The sequence below is a fragment of the Shewanella profunda genome, assembly GCF_023283765.1.
GTDB classification, from domain to species: domain Bacteria; phylum Pseudomonadota; class Gammaproteobacteria; order Enterobacterales; family Shewanellaceae; genus Shewanella; species Shewanella profunda.
This window is the reverse complement of sequence record NZ_JAKILG010000011.1, coordinates 92,151-108,759: the sequence shown is the minus strand read 5'-3', so window position 1 is coordinate 108,759 and position 16,609 is coordinate 92,151. Positions and strand designations below refer to the sequence as shown.

At 43.9% G+C, this 16,609-nt stretch carries 17 protein-coding genes and 3 tRNA genes; 5 read left to right on the top strand and 15 right to left on the bottom strand.

Features of this window, described 5'->3' with window-relative positions:
* Positions 1-29: 29 nt before the first annotated feature.
* The 12 genes from L2744_RS08060 to motY form a co-directional block, all read right to left on the bottom strand.
* A tRNA-Lys gene (locus L2744_RS08060) sits at positions 30-105 on the bottom strand.
* Positions 106-156: 51 nt separating this feature from the next.
* Positions 157-246 (bottom strand) — tRNA-Lys (locus L2744_RS08055).
* A 58-nt stretch (positions 247-304) separates the two neighbouring features.
* Positions 305-380: transfer RNA gene (locus L2744_RS08050), tRNA-Lys, on the bottom strand.
* 142 nt (positions 381-522) lie between these two features.
* Positions 523-1,272, bottom strand: coding sequence for a tol-pal system protein YbgF (ybgF, locus tag L2744_RS08045; protein ID WP_248991425.1), 750 nt, complete (start codon positions 1,270-1,272; stop codon positions 523-525).
* A gap of 24 nt (positions 1,273-1,296) precedes the next feature.
* Positions 1,297-1,833: a peptidoglycan-associated lipoprotein Pal gene (gene pal, locus L2744_RS08040; protein WP_248991424.1), complete on the bottom strand. Its 537-nt coding sequence runs from the start codon at positions 1,831-1,833 to the stop codon at positions 1,297-1,299.
* A gap of 46 nt (positions 1,834-1,879) precedes the next feature.
* The gene (gene tolB / locus L2744_RS08035) at positions 1,880-3,208 is read right to left on the bottom strand and encodes a Tol-Pal system beta propeller repeat protein TolB (RefSeq protein ID WP_248991423.1); all 1,329 of its coding nucleotides are present in this window, start codon (positions 3,206-3,208) and stop codon (positions 1,880-1,882) included.
* 10 nt (positions 3,209-3,218) lie between these two features.
* Positions 3,219-4,208 (bottom strand): cell envelope integrity protein TolA, encoded by a 990-nt coding sequence (tolA, locus tag L2744_RS08030; protein ID WP_248991422.1) that lies wholly within the window; start codon positions 4,206-4,208, stop codon positions 3,219-3,221.
* Positions 4,209-4,643: a protein TolR gene (gene tolR / locus L2744_RS08025; protein WP_248991421.1), complete on the bottom strand. Its 435-nt coding sequence runs from the start codon at positions 4,641-4,643 to the stop codon at positions 4,209-4,211.
* Entirely contained in the window at positions 4,643-5,329 is a 687-nt protein-coding gene (gene tolQ, locus L2744_RS08020; RefSeq protein ID WP_248991420.1) for a protein TolQ, read from the bottom strand. The genes tolR and tolQ overlap by 1 nt, the downstream gene beginning before the upstream one ends.
* Positions 5,319-5,720 carry a tol-pal system-associated acyl-CoA thioesterase gene (ybgC, locus tag L2744_RS08015; RefSeq protein WP_248991419.1) on the bottom strand — a complete coding sequence of 134 codons (402 nt, stop codon included), beginning with the start codon at positions 5,718-5,720 and terminating at the stop codon, positions 5,319-5,321. Before ybgC ends, tolQ begins: the two co-directional genes overlap by 11 nt.
* A 169-nt stretch (positions 5,721-5,889) precedes the next feature.
* Positions 5,890-8,079: a prolyl oligopeptidase family serine peptidase gene (locus L2744_RS08010; protein WP_248991418.1), complete on the bottom strand. Its 2,190-nt coding sequence runs from the start codon at positions 8,077-8,079 to the stop codon at positions 5,890-5,892.
* Positions 8,080-8,635: 556 nt separating this feature from the next.
* Positions 8,636-9,505, bottom strand: a complete 870-nt coding sequence (gene motY / locus L2744_RS08005; protein ID WP_248991417.1) for a flagellar protein MotY — start codon at positions 9,503-9,505, stop codon at positions 8,636-8,638.
* Positions 9,506-9,647: 142 nt separating this feature from the next.
* Between motY and rnt the strand changes: the two genes are divergently transcribed.
* The gene (gene rnt / locus L2744_RS08000; RefSeq protein ID WP_248991416.1) at positions 9,648-10,319 is read left to right on the top strand and encodes a ribonuclease T; all 672 of its coding nucleotides are present in this window, start codon (positions 9,648-9,650) and stop codon (positions 10,317-10,319) included.
* A gap of 83 nt (positions 10,320-10,402) precedes the next feature.
* On the opposite strand, the gene L2744_RS07995 is transcribed toward rnt, so the two are convergent.
* Positions 10,403-11,008: a peroxiredoxin gene (locus tag L2744_RS07995; protein ID WP_248991415.1), complete on the bottom strand. Its 606-nt coding sequence runs from the start codon at positions 11,006-11,008 to the stop codon at positions 10,403-10,405.
* A 384-nt stretch (positions 11,009-11,392) separates the two neighbouring features.
* Between L2744_RS07995 and L2744_RS07990 the strand changes: the two genes are divergently transcribed.
* Positions 11,393-12,712: a Na+/H+ antiporter family protein gene (locus tag L2744_RS07990; RefSeq protein WP_248991414.1), complete on the top strand. Its 1,320-nt coding sequence runs from the start codon at positions 11,393-11,395 to the stop codon at positions 12,710-12,712.
* A gap of 116 nt (positions 12,713-12,828) precedes the next feature.
* Here the strand turns inward: L2744_RS07990 and upp are convergent, their stop codons facing one another.
* A complete protein-coding gene (upp, locus tag L2744_RS07985; protein WP_248991413.1) occupies positions 12,829-13,455 on the bottom strand; it encodes a uracil phosphoribosyltransferase in 627 nt (208 codons plus the stop codon).
* 333 nt (positions 13,456-13,788) lie between these two features.
* Between upp and purM the strand changes: the two genes are divergently transcribed.
* The 3 genes from purM to L2744_RS07970 all read left to right on the top strand — a co-directional run bounded on the left by purM (position 13,789) and on the right by L2744_RS07970 (position 16,379).
* On the top strand, positions 13,789-14,826 hold the full coding sequence (gene purM, locus L2744_RS07980; protein WP_248991412.1) for a phosphoribosylformylglycinamidine cyclo-ligase: 1,038 nt from the start codon (positions 13,789-13,791) through the stop codon (positions 14,824-14,826).
* Entirely contained in the window at positions 14,826-15,470 is a 645-nt protein-coding gene (purN, locus tag L2744_RS07975) for a phosphoribosylglycinamide formyltransferase (protein WP_248991411.1), read from the top strand. The genes purM and purN overlap by 1 nt, the downstream gene beginning before the upstream one ends.
* Positions 15,471-15,632: 162 nt before the next feature.
* The gene (locus L2744_RS07970) at positions 15,633-16,379 is read left to right on the top strand and encodes an HAD-IIA family hydrolase (protein ID WP_248991410.1); all 747 of its coding nucleotides are present in this window, start codon (positions 15,633-15,635) and stop codon (positions 16,377-16,379) included.
* A gap of 20 nt (positions 16,380-16,399) precedes the next feature.
* Here the strand turns inward: L2744_RS07970 and L2744_RS07965 are convergent, their stop codons facing one another.
* Positions 16,400-16,540: a hypothetical protein gene (locus L2744_RS07965; RefSeq protein WP_248991409.1), complete on the bottom strand. Its 141-nt coding sequence runs from the start codon at positions 16,538-16,540 to the stop codon at positions 16,400-16,402.
* Between the last annotated feature and the right edge of the window lie 69 nt (positions 16,541-16,609).

The following is a 16,609-nucleotide window of genomic DNA, read 5'->3' as shown; positions in this document are numbered from 1 at the left end:
ATCTTGCATTCACAATGCGTAAGATTAAGTGGTGGGTCGTGAAGGATTCGAACCTTCGACCAATTGGTTAAAAGCCAACTGCTCTACCGACTGAGCTAACGACCCATCTATATGTCTATTAAAACTGTTACGCTGATTTATGCACTTTCAGTAAAGTGGTGTGCCGTGAGGGATTAGAACCATTCGACTGATTGGTTAAAAGCCAACTGCCCTCGCTTTATAAAAAAGCGACTGAGCTAACGACCCAATATACTTATAACTATCACACTAAAAACCACTAACTTATTCTATTCATTAGAGTAAGTGGTGGGTCGTGAAGGATTCGAACCTTCGACCAATTGGTTAAAAGCCAACTGCTCTACCGACTGAGCTAACGACCCATTTACTGGTATTTTGCGCCCCGAACGACCTCGCCGCTCTGAGGGCGCCTATAATACCTTTTTCATCTTCCCATGCAAGCGCAAATTCCCATTTTTTTATCGTTTGCATGAAAAACAGACTAAGAGTATGTTTTTTAGTTAATTACACTTTAATTGCAGCTAATTGCTGCTGGGCGATACGTGCAGCTGCGCTGTTTGCGTAGTCTTTCACTACTTGTTGGTAATATTGAGTGGCACCGGCTTTGTCACCTGTTTTCTCTGCGATCATGCCAAGTTTTACTAAACTATCGCCACGTTTATTCGAATCACTAAAACGTACAACCACAGTATTGAAGGCTTGCTTCGCTTCTGCAAATTCACTCTTATTAAATAACAACTGTCCTAACCAGTAATTAGCATTAGCGGCATATACTGAATCTGGGTATTGTTTAATAAAGGCACGAAATGCAGGAATAGCATCATCATACTTACGTTCTTTCAAAACTAAGTTAACGGCGCTTTCATAACTTGCAGTTTCGCTTAGGCTACTTGCGGCAGCATTTGCAGTAGCCGCAGAAGGTATTGATGTCGCAGCAGAAGCTGCTGGGGCGGCAGAAGCCTTTGATGATAAATTAGCTACGTCATCATAAAGCTGACGTTGACGCTGTTGCATCTGCTCTATTTGATAATTCTGTTGTTCGGTTAAACCACGTAATTCGAGAACTTCCTGCTGCAGAGTATCCAGACGACGCTGCATTTCTAACTCGCCTTGTTGTCTCGATTTAACTATGCGCTCTAAACGAGCAAGTCTGTCATCACCTGAACCACCAGCAATATCTTCCACTGGTGCCGGCGCTGCAACTGCAGCACCCGCGCCAAGGAACATTGCCGTAATTAAGACGGCACGTTTCATGTAGTTACTCTCCGTAATTCAATCTTAGTAAACTAAAACTGCGCGACGGTTTTTACCAAAACCTTCATCTGTACGAGAAAAGTCTAATGGCTTTTCTTCGCCATAGCTGACGACACTCATTTGGCTAGGTTGTACACCCATACCTTGTAAGTATTTAGCAACAGCTTTAGCACGGCGCTCACCTAGAGCAATGTTGTACTCAGGAGTACCACGCTCATCCGCATGGCCTTCAATCAGTACACGCACACTTGGGTGTTCAACTAGATAAGTGCCATGGGCTTCTAATATTGCGGCGAATTCAGTTTGAACTTCACTGCGGTCAAAGTCGAAGTAAATGATGTGCTCTCTTCTTAACTCTTCTAACTGCTGACGTTGTTGCTCTTCTGGTGACAACAGAGCGCCAATACCACCCGTTTGAACGCCACCGCCATTCAGTTCACTACCAGAACCATTTGTAGAGCCCATTGCATCAGTTTCTGATTCAGAAGTTGAGCTACATGCACTAATAGCCATAATTGGAAGTGCTACCAACATAGCTTTTAACAACTTGTTCAGATCCATTACGTGTTCCTTATAAAATTAAATGTTAATAAATCAGTGTAATACATTAGAGAAACGGAGACCAAGAAGGTGATTTAACCTCACCCTGACCTACCGGTAATCTTGCTTTAAAGCGTCCGTCCGTAGAAACAGCTGCTAAAACTTGTTTGCCTTGATACGTAGTGCCATAAATCACCATAGTTCCATTGGGAGCCACACTTGGAGATTCGTCTAGACGTGTCGATGTCAGCACCTGCATAAAACGCGTATTAAGATCCATACGCGCAATATTAAATTTACCATTTGTTCGGTTAACAAAGATCATACTACGGCCATCGGGAGTAATAGAACCACCCATATTCCATTCACCTTCAAAGGTTTCACGATTAACTTTGCCAGAAGCTAAATCTACGCGATATAACTGGGGTTTACCACCACGCTCAGAGGTAAACAACAGAGATTTGCCATCAGGATACCAAGTGGCCTCTGTATCGATTGCATAATGGTTAGTAATGCGCTTAATAGCCTTTGTTGCGATATCAATGATGTAAATTTCGGGTTGACCATCCTTAGATAAAGTCACCGCTAGGGATTTTCCATCAGGTGAAAATGCGGGCGCACCATTAATACCAGAGAAACTGCTCACCTTAGTGCGCACTTGGGTATACAGATCTTGTACAAAAATTTCGGCTTTCTTGTTTTCAAAACTCACATAAGCCAAACGACGTCCATCAGGTGACCAAGTCGGTGACATTAACGGTTCAGGCGAGCGCAGTAACATTTGCTCGTTAAAACCGTCATAGTCAGCAATCATCAACTGATAGGGTGCTTTTTGCCCATGGTTTACAACCACGTAAGAGATACGCGTTAAAAATGCACCGCGGATACCTGTCAATTTTTCATAAACAATATCGCTGATCCTATGTCCATATTGGCGAAATTGTGCCGCTGATATGACGGTTTGGCGGCTGTCCATCAAAAACTCAGTTGGACTGACAGCACCTTTTAAGCTTTGGTTTTGCGCTTTAACAAGATCAATCAGATCAAAACTAACAAGATACTGATCTGCGCCATAGGGCTTAACTGAACCTAAAACCAAGGCCTCTGCACCCACACTCGCCCAAGCATTGGCCTGAAATTGCGCTACTGCTCCAATATTACGCTGGGGCAATCCTAACTCGTCTAAAGGTTTAAAAGTGCCACTACGCACAAGATCTGACATGACCACATCAGCGATGGCTTGAGGCGGCGTACCAGTGCCTTGCCATACAAAAGGCATGACGGCGATAGGACGGGCTGCATCAACACCTTCAGTAATCACAATATCCAATGCCGCTTTTGCGGGGGTGCTGCATAGCAATACTGCCAATGCTAACCATTTTGCCAAAATTTTCATGGGACTCCTTTTAATTAAACGTTGGTTCAACGATTAAGTTAATTTCTTTCATCAAGTTATAAACTGCAGGATCTGGAGACACAGGCAGCTTACCCGCCTTTAAAATCGCGGCTTTAGTCGCCCGACACACATTTGCATCACCGCCTTGGGTTTGACTACTGATCACAAAACCATCATTAGCTAAACGTACAGAGACCTTACAAGTTTTGCCGCGCATCGATTCATCAACAACAAGATTGCGTTGAATCGTCGATTTAATCATTGCCTGATACTTACCAACTTCCGTTTGCATCTGCTTATTCATGGTTTGCGACAACGCCGTCTGCTCGGCTGCTAAAGCATCTGCCATTTCCTGCTCTTGTTGTGCACGGGCTTTGGCTTCTGCGTCAGCTTTACGTTTACGTTCGGCTTCTTCCTTCAGTTTACGATCGGCTTCTTCTTTCTTCTTGCGTTCAGCCTCTTCCTTCTGCTTACGCTCAGTTTCCGCCTTCGCTGCAGCTGCTTCCTCAGTCTTACGTTTTTCTGCCGCTTTCTCTGCGGCTTCTTCGGCAACTTTACGCTCTTGTTCTTTCAGCTTACGGTCGGCTTCGGCTTTTTGCGCCTTTTCCTTTTCCTGCTGCTGTTTCACCTGCGCGACTTTGGCAGCCTCGTTGGCCTTTTGAGTTTCAATCTCTTGATGTTTACGTTCTTGCTCTAGCTTTTTAAGCTGTGCTTGTTCACGTTCGCGTGCTTGCTTTGCCTCTTGAGCTTTGCGTTCAAGTTCGGCTTGACGTTCTTGTTCAAGACGCTCAGCTTCACGCATTTCCTGCTTAAGCTTTTCAACCTGATTAGCGACTTTCTGCTGATCCACCATAACAGCTTTTACCGCAGGGGCACTAACTTGTTGCACAAGTTCAGGTTTATGGGTGAAGTCAACGCCAAGCGCTAGAATAATTATCACGCCAATATGAATACCTGCTGAAATTGACAGAGGTAATGCAACATTTGAATTATCCGCCACCTATTTCTCCTTGGGTGAATCCGTCATCAAACCGACTGATGGTACGCCAGCACCTTGCAAGGTCACCATCAACTGAATCACTTTATCGTAAGGAATATTTCTGTCGGCTTTAACTACTACAGGAACCTCTGGAGTAACTAGCATAATTGCAGCTACCTCGTGAGCAAGTTCGTCCAAATCCATAGGCACATTCGTTGAACCACCTTTATTCAGATAATAATCTCCATCACCATCAATCGAGGCAACGACGGGCGGTTTACTGTCCGCAGGTAAAACTTCCGCAGCCCCTTGGGGCAGCTCCACTTTTACCCCTTGAGTTACTATGGGTGCTGTCACCATAAAGATAATTAACAGCACTAGCATGACGTCGATATAGGGCACCACGTTAATTTCAGCAACGGGGCGACGACGTTTACGCTGATAAGCTGGTTGCATTATGCCCCTTCCTTCTCGCTGTACGCTTGGCGATGCAAAATACTGGAAAACTCTTCCATAAAGTTTGCGTAGGCCATTTCCAATTTATCGACTTGAGTCGAGAAACGGTTGTAAGCAATAACTGCTGGAATTGCCGCAAATAGGCCCATAGCCGTTGCGATCAATGCTTCTGCAATACCTGGGGCAACCATTGCTAATGTGGCGTTTTCCATTGAGCCAATTGCAATAAATGAGTTCATAATACCCCATACCGTACCAAATAAACCGATATAGGGGCTAGTTGAACCAATGGTGGCTAATAGCGGCAAATTAGCTTCCAATTTTTCCATTTCGCGAGAAAGCGTCACACGCATGGCACGGGAAGTACCGTCCATCACAGCGTCTGGCACTTTACTATTTAATTTATTTAAACGTGAATATTCTTTAAAACCAGTCACGAATAATGACTCTAAGCCAGTATTATCGGGACGAGCAGATAACTCTTTATACAGACGGTTTAAATCTACGCCTGACCAAAATTTATCTTCAAATTTTACCGATTTACTTTTAGCCGATGTCAATAAGTTACGGCGTTGCAGAATCACCGTCCAAGACATTACCGACAAGCAAAGTAAAGTGAACATGACAAACTTCACTAATAAACTGGCTTGTAAAAATAACCCAACAATCGACATATCAGCTTGCACTGTCAAACTCCTGCACAATATTTAAGGGGATAGCACGGGGACGCATACGTGATAAGGCTACACAGACCACAAGCACTGAGCCTTCACAATAACATTCTCCCTGATGATCAACCAAGCGTTGATGAAATACCAACGAGGCCTTTTTCAACTCTATGACCTTAGTTTCTACAATAAGGTTCTGTTCAAAACGTGCGGCTTTTCGAAAATCGAGTTCAGCACGCTTTACTACAAATGCCGTATCGTCGGCCAACAACGCAGTCTGACTTACACCAAGGGCTTTTAGCCATTCGGTTCTCGCACGCTCAAAAAAGTTGAGATAGTTTGAATGATAGACAACGCCGCCAGCGTCGGTGTCTTCGTAATAGACAGATATAGGCCAATGAAACGTCATTTAAAGGAAGCAAATTTTGGTTGAAAAATTGAGGCTACTATACCTAGGGAAACAAGACTTGTGAATGACTCCATGAAGATATAGATAGGGATAATGCGGGTTTCAGTGGAATTAGGGGGTTTGTGAAAAACAATGGGGTCAAATGACCCCATTCCATTAACATAGTTCGCTATTTTGCAATAGTTTGCGGCAGCGTCAAACCGAAACTTTGCCATAGGAAACTATAAATATCGGCAAACTCATCGATCTTCATTGCCGTTGGCTTACCCGCACCGTGACCCGCATTGGACTCGATACGCATGATCACAGGCTTGTCACCCTGTTGTTTTTCTTGCAGCATGGCTGCAAACTTGAAACTGTGTAGTGGCACAACACGATCATCATGATCGGCTGTCATTACCATAGTCGCAGGATAAGACTGTGCTTTAACATTATGGTACGGTGAATAAGCAAGTAATGCGGGAAATTGCTCTGCATTATCGGCGCTACCGTATTCACTTGTCCAAGCCCAACCAATCGTGAATTTGTGGAAACGCAACATATCTAATACGCCCACCGCAGGTAATACTGCAGCGAACAGTTCAGGACGTTGAGTTATCGCCGCGCCCATGAGGAGCCCACCGTTACTGCGACCATAGGCGCCAAGCTTAGATGTATTAGTGTATTTTTCGTTAATCAAGTATTCGGCAGCAGCAAAATAATCATCAAACACATTTTGCTTTTTATCGAACATCCCTGCTTGATGCCAACTTTCACCGTATTCAGCGCCACCTCGTAAACTTGGCACGGCGTAAATACCCCCCATATCTAACCAAGCAATATTGGCAGGACTAAAGCGTGGGGTCATCGAAATGGCAAAACCGCCATAGGCATAAAGTAACGTTGGGTTTTGACCATTCTTCACTAAGCCTTTTTTATAGGACAGCATCATAGGCACTCGTGTGCCGTCTTTGCTGCTATAGAATACTTGCTCAGAAATATAGTCATCGGGATTAAACGAGACTTTAGGTTTGGCAATAACGGTTGATCCGCCAGTTTTAAAGTCAAACTTATAGGTGGTTTCGGGTTGAATATAGCTATTAAACACATAATAGAAATAGTCTTTGCTCGCCTTGCCGAAAGGCCCTGCCACATTGCCTTGACCTGGCAAAGTCACATCTTGGCGCTTCTGACCGCCCATGCTGTAAATCGATAATTGACCTAATACATCGTGTAAATAACTCACGACTAAATGATCATTAATAATGGCAACATTATTAATCGGATCCTTTGATTCAGGAATAATCGTTTGCCATTGGGATTTATCACTATTGCGAGTATCAATCGCAATCACTCTACCATTAGGTGCATCTAAGTCGGTTTTAAAATAAAACACCGAGCCATCATTGCCTAAAAACTCATACTCAGCTTCTAAATTGAGGATCAATTCCACCACTTGAGATTTAGGTTCAAACAGAGATTTATAGAAGAAGCGATTGCGTTTATCCGTACCTTGGGAAATAGACAATAATAAATATTCACCTTTCTCCGAGACATCAATTCCAAAACCCCAATCTTTATTCTGAGGGCGTTCGTAAATCAATAAATCTTGACGTTGATCAGTACCTAAGGTGTGGTAATAAACTTTTTGATTAAAGTTAACATCGGCTAATAAATCCCCACCAGCGGGGGCATCATAGCGCGCATAAAAAACACCTTGGTTTTCTTTATCCCAAACTGCGTTAGAAAATTTAATCCACTTTAATTCATCCGCAAGCTTTTTACCTGTGGCGATATTGATAAACTGCCACTGCTGCCAATCAGAACCTGAATTAGACACTCCATAGGCTAAAATTTTACCATCATTGCTAACAGATACACCTGATAGTGCAACCGTGCCATTTGCAGAGAGCTTATTTGGATCGAGTATTGGCTTTTCAACACCATCACGACCTTTTACATACAGTACAGATTGAGCCTGTAAACCATCATTGCGGTAATAGAATTGATTATCACCATGTTCAAAGGGTGCTGAAACTTTCTCGTAATTCCACAGCTCAGTGATACGCTCGACGACGGCTTGTTTATTCGGGATTTTTGCTAAATAGTTTTGACCGAAAACTTGCTGCTCTTTTACCCACTCGTCTGTTTCTGGTGTGTTTGCTTCAAGATGGCGGTAAGGATCCGCCACCGAAATACCATGAATGGTTTCAACTAAGTCGCCTTTATCCGTGTCGGGATAAACTAATTTATTTGCACTCGCCTGTTGCATCTCAACTGAATTTTGCTCAGGAGTATTGCCACTTTGGCAAGCACCAAGCGCCAGTCCTAGTGTGGCGACTAGCAAACCTTGTTTTGCAAGGTGAAATCTTACTGCCATCTCGTTATCGTCCTTCTTGTGGTTTCGGGCTTAACGCCTTTTTCAGCAAGTACTATACAAGCTAAAATCTCCATGGCAATCCCGTAATCCCATTGAGCTTTTTTTAGGACGGTTAATGGATTTAATAAAGTGGTAACAAAGATAAGCTTATTGAAATGTATTTTTATGCACTTAAACTGATTGATAAGTTATTAATCAAGCTAAATAGTGACTTAAGTGAGCTAGATCACTTAATCAACCATTAGATTTGCTAATGTATATGGGCAATTTTTCTCGTTTGTTTTGTGTAAAATCAAGCACTAGAATAGCTTTGTTTTCAGGAAGTATCTGCTTGCAGATATTGAAAACAAGAACTTTTAAGCTGATGTGTTCCCAACATGTCAGTTTCATCCCTGGTTCTTATGCTTGACTTCCTTCCTTCAATTTGTTGATTGCAAATGCATTATTTTGCGGCCCACTTAGATTAAGTGGGCTTTTTTTTATTTGGAGCAAAAATAATAATGCCAAGTCGTAAACTTGGCATTAACAGTATTTTCCATTCAAATTGTTATACAGGTTACATGGGTTTACTGATCCTGATCACCACTCGGCGATTACGAGCCCTTTCATCCATATCTTCATTTGAAGCAACATGGCGACGTTCACCGTGCCCAACCGTTAAAATACGATCTTGAGGAATGCCACTGGATAGGAAAAACTCTTTAACCGACTCAGCGCGGTTATCTGACACTTTTTGGTTAACCGAACGGCCACCATAACTGTCGGTATAAGCATCCACCAGCACTAATTCAACATTAGGATCATAGGCTAGATATTCCTGTACCCGTGTTAACTGTTGTTTAGAAAAACGCGTTAAGTCGGTACCACCTTCATCGTAATTAAGCACTGTGAACGCTATGTCCTCAAAACTATAAGGTAATAAGTGAGCAAGACAAGCCTTAAACTCGGCATATTTACGGCCAAAATTGGCCGCTGATAACCCCACTGCAATTTTAGTCGATTCGTTATACCAATCCGCATAATAAAACGTTGGCTGCATACCGCGGCTTAATTCGTCTAGCATTGACCAAGCAGCGCGCTTAGGCACTTCACCATTAAAATATTTTTGATAATGTAAAGAGGTAATTTCTTTAGATACCAAGCCAGGACGCCATTGCGGGGCGCGGCTTATCAGCTGTGCTTGCGTCACTTGATCCGGTTTGACCCACATATCTAAGGTAAAGTTAAGATTCAACTGTTTACCCGCTTCACTGGTAAAAATAGCTCTACCATAAGACGGGATATCGTGCTCAAGGCGACAAACGATAGGAGAATTTTCACTGACCCGCCATTGGGAATTATTTAAAGAGGCCACATAATGGCGCAACTCTGCCACTGCAGTTGCTGGAACGCATAAAATTGATACTAATATCAGTTTTCGCCACATAGCCTTTACTCATGTTTATTCGGTTACATGGCTTTATCGGCAAACTATTTAGTTCCTTTAGCTCATAAAACCATCAATCAAGCATGACACGCCCCAGTGCATTTAGCATAATAGCGCCCTGTGAATTTTCTTGGGTACCTTAATGAGCGACATTTGCGACGCGAACAAATTGAAACACCGATTTCGAGGCTATTTTCCTGTAGTCATTGATGTCGAAACGGCGGGCTTCAACTCTCAAACTGATGCGTTGCTGGAAATAGCCGTCACCCTGCTGAAAATGGATGATGAAGGCATACTAGGCATAGATAAAACCTTGCATTTCCATATAAAACCATTTGAAGGTGCAAATTTAGAACCTGCTGCCCTAGCCTTTAATGGAATTGATCCTAACAATCCATTACGTGGTGCTATCAGTGAAAAAGAGGCATTTTTAGACATTTTTAAAGCCGTCAAAAAGGCACAAAAAGCCTCTGATTGCCATCGCTGTATTATTGTGGCCCACAATGCCGCCTTTGATCATGGCTTTGTCAGTAAGGCAATTGAGCGTTGTGACTTAAAACGCTCACCATTCCATCCTTTTGCCACCTTCGATACCGCTACACTCGCAGGACTTGCTATTGGTCATACGGTTTTAGCGAAAGCATGCATGATGGCAGGTATTCCCTTTGATAATAAAGAAGCTCACTCAGCGTTATATGATACTGAACGCACAGCGGAGCTCTTTTGCTACATAGTCAATCGCTGGAAACAATTAGGCGGTTGGCCTTTACTGGCAGTTGATGCGCAAGATGCCGAGAGTGGTACTGAAGAATAAACTCAACGACTTACACTAAATTTATTCTATAAAAACAAAAAGCTGCCAATTGGCAGCTTTTTTATTCACTCGCAGTAGTTAGATTACAGAGAGCTTGCGTTTTCAGATAGGTAAGCAGCAACACCTTCAGAGCTTGCGTTCATACCTTTGTCGCCTTTTTCCCAGCCAGCAGGACATACGTCGCCGTGCTCTTCGTGGAATTGCAGTGCATCGATCATACGTAGCATTTCATCGACGTTACGACCTAATGGCAGATCGTTAACCACTTGATGACGCACCATGCCTTCTTTGTCGATAAGGAATGAACCACGGAAAGCCACACCTGCATCTGGATGCTCAACATCGTATGCTTTACAGATTTCGTGTTTAACGTCAGCCACTAGCGTGTATTTAACTTGGCCAATGCCGCCTTTTTCAACTGGAGTATTACGCCATGCGTTGTGAGTGAACTGAGAATCGATAGACACACCGATCACTTCTACTCCACGTTTAGTGAACTCTTCCATGCGGTGATCAAAAGCGATCAACTCTGATGGGCAAACGAAAGTGAAGTCAAGTGGATAGAAAAATACCACTGCTGGTTTACCTTTAATGGCCGCAGTTAAGTTAAAGCTATCTACGATTTCGCCAGAACCTAATACCGCCGCAGCAGTGAAATCCGGGGCCGGACGGCCTACTAATACGCTCATTTTATATCTCCATCTATGAGTTGAACTAACTATAAAGTAAGACACTCCCCTAAAACACGACTTATCCAGCCAAAGGCTGCAAAGTGGAATACGCTTAAGAGGTGTGCTTACCAATCAAATCTTTAGGCATTATAAGTCGTACATCGTGCCTTACAACCTATATAAGACCAATATCACATTTTTCAAGGGCTATTCGATTTTATTGACTAAGGATAGAGCAATCTATCTAAGTCATACCCATCACACAGCACATTCAACTAACACCCTAACGCTAAGGGGATCACATTCTCAAATATTTTGCAGAATAATTCTCGCCAAACTGGACAGACATAGCCTTTGCAGTCAAAAATACGCCCTTTGGTTTACAGAATTAAGAAATTGACTATGAATGCAGTCGTAATTGCAGTGTGCTTAATGTTAGCACTCAGTTTAGTGAGGGTGAATGTGGTTATCGCCCTGACCGTTAGCGCCCTAGTAGCGGGGTTGATGGGTGGCATGGATCTTCATCAAACCATAGATGCCTTTAACACTGGTTTAGGTGGTGGTGCACAAATTGCGCTCAGTTATGCATTATTAGGTGCCTTTGCCGTCGCATTATCACACTCTGGATTAACGACCCTGATCTCCAAATCCATTATCAGCAGTTTAGGTCAAGAGCCTAATGCGACAAACACCAATTGGGTTCGTTGGTTACTCTTATTGTCGCTGCTTGCTATGTCGATGGCCTCACAAAATATTTTGCCAATTCACATTGCCTTCATTCCGATTTTAGTGCCACCACTATTACATGTGATGTCCAAACTGAACATCGACCGCCGTCTAGTCGCTTGTGTTCTCACCTTTGGTCTAGTCACCACCTATATGATTCTGCCAATAGGCTTTGGGGGCATTTTCTTAAATGACATTCTTCTGTCTAACTTAACCAACAATGGCTTAGTCGCGGCACGCGAGCAAATTCCGCCAGCCATGTTAATTCCTGCCGCGGGGATGGTGGTGGGGTTACTCACTGCCGTATTCATCAGTTACCGTAAACCTCGGAGTTATGATGAGGCCAAAGTGCTGGTCGCTGAACCTGAAGAAAACCTCAATAAACGCAATATTGTCATAGCAACGCTGGCAATTATTGCCACGTTATTAGTGCAACTTGAAACTGACTCGATGATTTTTGGCGCCTTAGTCGGCTTTATAATTTTTAGTTTTTCAGGTGCCTTAAAGCATGTCGCCGACCAAGATATTTTCAATCAAGGCGTGCGCATGATGGCAAACATCGGCTTTATTATGATTTCTGCCGCAGGCTTTGCCGCCGTGGTAAAAGAAACGGGTGAAGTCGGCACGCTGGTTGCGTCACTTAGCGACCTTATTGGTGACAATAAGGCCCTCGCCGCCTTTTTAATGCTCGTTGTCGGGTTACTGATTACGATGGGAATTGGTTCATCCTTCTCGACTATCCCTATCATTGCGACTATTTATGTCCCCCTAGCGTTAAGTTTTGGCTTTTCGGTGGCGGCAACTATCGCGTTAGTCGGTACAGCGGCGGCATTAGGTGATGCGGGATCGCCTGCATCGGATTCCACCTTAGGCCCCACTGCGGGTTTAAATGCCGATGGTCAACACGACCACATTCGTGACAGCGTGATCCCGACCTTTATCCACTACAATATTCCTCTGTTAATATTTGGTTGGATTGCGGCTATGGTGCTGTAGCAGCAAATAACACACAAAATAAAAAGGCCGAGTCGCATTGCGATTCGGCCTTTTAGATCAAGCGCCCAATATTATCAGGCAATATTCACAGGTAATATTAACTGGCGCAGGAACGATTATTTAGTACCAAAAATTTTGTCACCCGCATCACCTAAACCAGGCAGGATATAACCTTTCTCGTTTAAGCATCTATCGATAGCGGCGGTATACAATTCAATATCAGGATGCGCCGCTTCTAAGGCTTTAATCCCTTCAGGTGCCGCCACTAATACTAAAGCCTTGATCGAAGTACAACCGCGCTTTTTCAGTAAATCAACGGTCGCTATCATAGAGCCTCCCGTCGCCAACATAGGGTCGACGACCAGCGCAATACGCTCATTCATATCACTAGCAAGCTTTTCAAAGTAAGGTACTGGCTCTAAGGTTTCTTCGTTGCGGTAAATCCCGACAACTGAAATACGCGCACTTGGAATATGCTCAAGCACGCCATCCATCATACCTAAACCCGCACGTAAAATAGGCACGACAGTGACTTTTTTACCTTTAATTTGGTCAACGTCAACCGGACCATTCCAGCCTTCAATCGTAACAGTTTCAGTTTCGAAATCTGCGGTAGCTTCATAGGTTAATAAGCTGCCCACTTCAGCAGCCAGTTCACGGAAACGCTTAGTGCTAATGTCACCTTCGCGCATTAGGCCGATTTTGTGACGCACTAACGGGTGTTTAACCTCGACAACTTTCATTTTTCTCTCCTACTTTTGTTCGCGGATATTATTTTTTGAGGCAAATTTTTCAGATTCTAGTTGATTTGTTTATTGGGTAAAACATAAAGTTTTGCCATTCGGTCTAATCGTGAGCGATCTCCCAAGAATAATCCCCAATCGTCTAAGATACCTACTGTGATTTACTATTTTGTGACCAAACTCAAGACCTCGAAAAGTGGAATATTCCACATTCAGACCAAAAAAACTCCGCCGAGGGCCATAAATCCAAATCATGGCTTTCGACCCCTAGCACAAGCTGGTAGAATACCGCCGCATAAAATCCAATAACGATGTACCCGAGAGGATCCCTCCGTGAGCACACCTACCCCACTGAGCTATAAAGATGCCGGCGTTGATATTGATGCAGGTAATGCACTGGTAAGTAACATTAAAGCCGCCGTTAAACGTACCCGTCGTCCAGAAGTTATGGGCAACTTAGGTGGTTTTGGCGCCCTGTGTGAAATCCCCACTAAATACAAGCAACCTGTTCTAGTCTCTGGCACCGACGGTGTTGGTACTAAACTGCGTTTAGCTATCGATTATAAAAAACATGACACTGTCGGCATCGATTTAGTTGCCATGTGTGTGAACGATCTGATCGTTCAAGGCGCTGAGCCACTGTTTTTCCTCGATTACTATGCAACGGGCAAACTCGATGTTGAAACTGCAACTTCTGTAGTGAACGGCATCGGCGAAGGTTGTTTCCAATCTGGTTGCGCGTTAATTGGCGGTGAAACCGCTGAAATGCCAGGCATGTACGAAGGTGAAGATTACGACCTAGCAGGTTTCTGTGTGGGCGTAGTTGAAAAAGCCGACATCATTGACGGTAGCAAAGTAGCAGCGGGTGATGCACTTATCGCATTAGCCTCGAGCGGCCCTCATTCAAATGGTTATTCTTTAGTACGTAAAGTATTAGAAGTGAGCCAAGCAGACCCTCAGCAAGATCTCAATGGCAAACCGCTGATTGAGCATCTACTTGAGCCAACCAAAATTTACGTTAAATCATTGCTCAAACTGATTGAAGCATCAGACGTCCATGCAATGGCACACATTACTGGCGGCGGTTTCTGGGAAAACATCCCTCGCGTACTGCCGGATAATTGCAAAGCAGTTATCCAAGGTGATTCATGGCAATGGCCTGCGGTTTTCAGTTGGTTAATGGAAAATGGCAACATTGCAGAGTACGAAATGTATCGCACCTTCAACTGTGGCGTTGGCATGTTAGTCGCGTTACCAGCCGATAAAGTGGATGCAGCGCTTGCATTACTGGCTGCTGAAGGCGAACAAGCTTGGCTTATCGGTGCTATTGCACATCGTGAAGGCAATGAAGAGCAAGTGGAGATCCTGTAATGCCCAAGAGCTGTCGTGTAGTTGTATTAATTTCCGGAAATGGCAGTAACCTGCAAGCGATTATCGACGGTTGTGACGATAATCTGCAGGCCGAAGTTGTCGGAGTGATCAGTAATAAACCCGATGCCTATGGCCTAGTGCGCGCCCATTATAGTGAAATTGATACCAGCTGCGTGATAGCTCACCAAGGTGAATCTCGCGCACAATACGATGCACGCTTAATCGCGGTGATTGAACAGTATCAGCCCGATTTAATCGTATTGGCGGGATTTATGCGGATCTTAACCGATGACTTCGTCAATCGTTATTTAGGTCGCATGATCAACATCCATCCTTCGCTGTTACCCAAATACACGGGCTTAAACACCCATCAACGCGCCATCGACGCTAACGACAGCGAACATGGCGCAAGCGTGCATTTTGTCACGCCTGAGCTAGATGCTGGCCCGGTGATTTTACAGGCTAAAGTCCCTGTTTATGAAGACGATACCGTTGACATGCTCGCCGCCCGCGTGCATGAGCAAGAATATGCAATTTACCCATTAGTGGTAAAATGGTTCAGCCAACAGCGTCTTAACATGCAAAACGGCCAAGCCTATCTCGATGGTAATCTTATTGGCCCAAGCGGTTACGCACCTGATTAATGCTCGATACTGTTTACTGATAGTACCGATGAATACAGAAAGAGACCTTAGGGTCTCTTTTTTTTCTGCCATTTGCCACAAAAGCATTGTTTTCTAGCACAATGTGGCATTAGATAACCCAACAAAAAGTGAATTTTGCTCGGCATGAAAAGAGACTATTAGATGAAAAATATTATTTGCGATATCGATGGTGTACTACTGCACGACAATAAACTGATCCCCGGTAGCGATAAATTTATCCAACGTATTTTAGAACAGGGTAATCCTTTAGTGATCCTCACCAACTATCCAGTACAAACGGGTAAGGATCTGCAAAACCGCTTAAGTGCTGCCGGCATGGATATTCCTGAAGAATGTTTTTATACCTCCGCCATGGCAACTGCCGACTTTTTAAAACACCAAGAAGGCAGCAAAGCCTTTGTTATCGGTGAAGGAGCCCTCACCCATGAACTCTACAAAGCGGGCTTTACCATTACCGATATTAATCCTGACTTCGTCATTATTGGAGAAACGCGTTCCTATAACTGGGAGATGATCCATAAGGCCGCAGGTTTTGTGGCTCGCGGCGCACGCTTTATTGCCACCAATCCGGACACCCACGGCCCAGCATTTAGTCCAGCTTGTGGCGCACTATGCTCACCCATCGAACGTATTACTGGTAAAAGGCCCTTTTATGTGGGCAAACCTAGCGCTTGGATTATTCGTTCGGCACTTAACCATATGGATGGGCATTCGGAAGATACAGTCATCATTGGCGACAATATGCGTACCGATATTTTGGCGGGCTTTCAAGCAGGGCTTGAAACCATTCTGGTCACCAGTGGCGTGAGTAAGCTTGAAGATATTGATAAGGAACCCTTCCGCCCTAATCATGTGTTTGCCTGCGCTGGCGATATAGACGTTGTCTAATCATTAGCCTACAGACTCCATTAGCCACTGATTCTTACTAGCCATTCAGACATCAGCCTATGCAATAAACCTGCTAGAAGGCGTATTGCATAGGGTAAAGCAACATTAAGTAACACATTCACCAGCCGCTCAGCCTTGTGGCCCACAGCGGCTTGCTTCATGATAAGCCTCGCTTTCCATTAATTAAAAGTCATTGATAAAAACCAACTTTAGAAGTCAAAACCCTATTA

Excerpts from the sequence above, each read along its gene's own strand:
- ybgF (WP_248991425.1), bottom strand. The coding sequence starts at position 1,272 with ATGAAACGTGCCGTCTTAATTACGGCAATGTTCCTTGGCGCGGGTGCT.
- pal (WP_248991424.1), bottom strand. The coding sequence starts at position 1,833 with ATGGATCTGAACAAGTTGTTAAAAGCTATGTTGGTAGCACTTCCAATT.
- tolB (WP_248991423.1), bottom strand. The coding sequence starts at position 3,208 with ATGAAAATTTTGGCAAAATGGTTAGCATTGGCAGTATTGCTATGCAGC.
- tolR (WP_248991421.1), bottom strand. The coding sequence starts at position 4,643 with ATGCAACCAGCTTATCAGCGTAAACGTCGTCGCCCCGTTGCTGAAATT.
- ybgC (WP_248991419.1), bottom strand. The coding sequence starts at position 5,720 with ATGACGTTTCATTGGCCTATATCTGTCTATTACGAAGACACCGACGCT.
- L2744_RS08010 (WP_248991418.1), bottom strand. The coding sequence starts at position 8,079 with ATGGCAGTAAGATTTCACCTTGCAAAACAAGGTTTGCTAGTCGCCACA.
- motY (WP_248991417.1), bottom strand. The coding sequence starts at position 9,505 with ATGTGGCGAAAACTGATATTAGTATCAATTTTATGCGTTCCAGCAACT.
- rnt (WP_248991416.1), top strand. The coding sequence starts at position 9,648 with ATGAGCGACATTTGCGACGCGAACAAATTGAAACACCGATTTCGAGGC.
- L2744_RS07995 (WP_248991415.1), bottom strand. The coding sequence starts at position 11,008 with ATGAGCGTATTAGTAGGCCGTCCGGCCCCGGATTTCACTGCTGCGGCG.
- L2744_RS07990 (WP_248991414.1), top strand. The coding sequence starts at position 11,393 with ATGAATGCAGTCGTAATTGCAGTGTGCTTAATGTTAGCACTCAGTTTA.
- upp (WP_248991413.1), bottom strand. The coding sequence starts at position 13,455 with ATGAAAGTTGTCGAGGTTAAACACCCGTTAGTGCGTCACAAAATCGGC.
- purN (WP_248991411.1), top strand. The coding sequence starts at position 14,826 with ATGCCCAAGAGCTGTCGTGTAGTTGTATTAATTTCCGGAAATGGCAGT.
- L2744_RS07970 (WP_248991410.1), top strand. The coding sequence starts at position 15,633 with ATGAAAAATATTATTTGCGATATCGATGGTGTACTACTGCACGACAAT.
- L2744_RS07965 (WP_248991409.1), bottom strand. The coding sequence starts at position 16,540 with ATGAAGCAAGCCGCTGTGGGCCACAAGGCTGAGCGGCTGGTGAATGTG.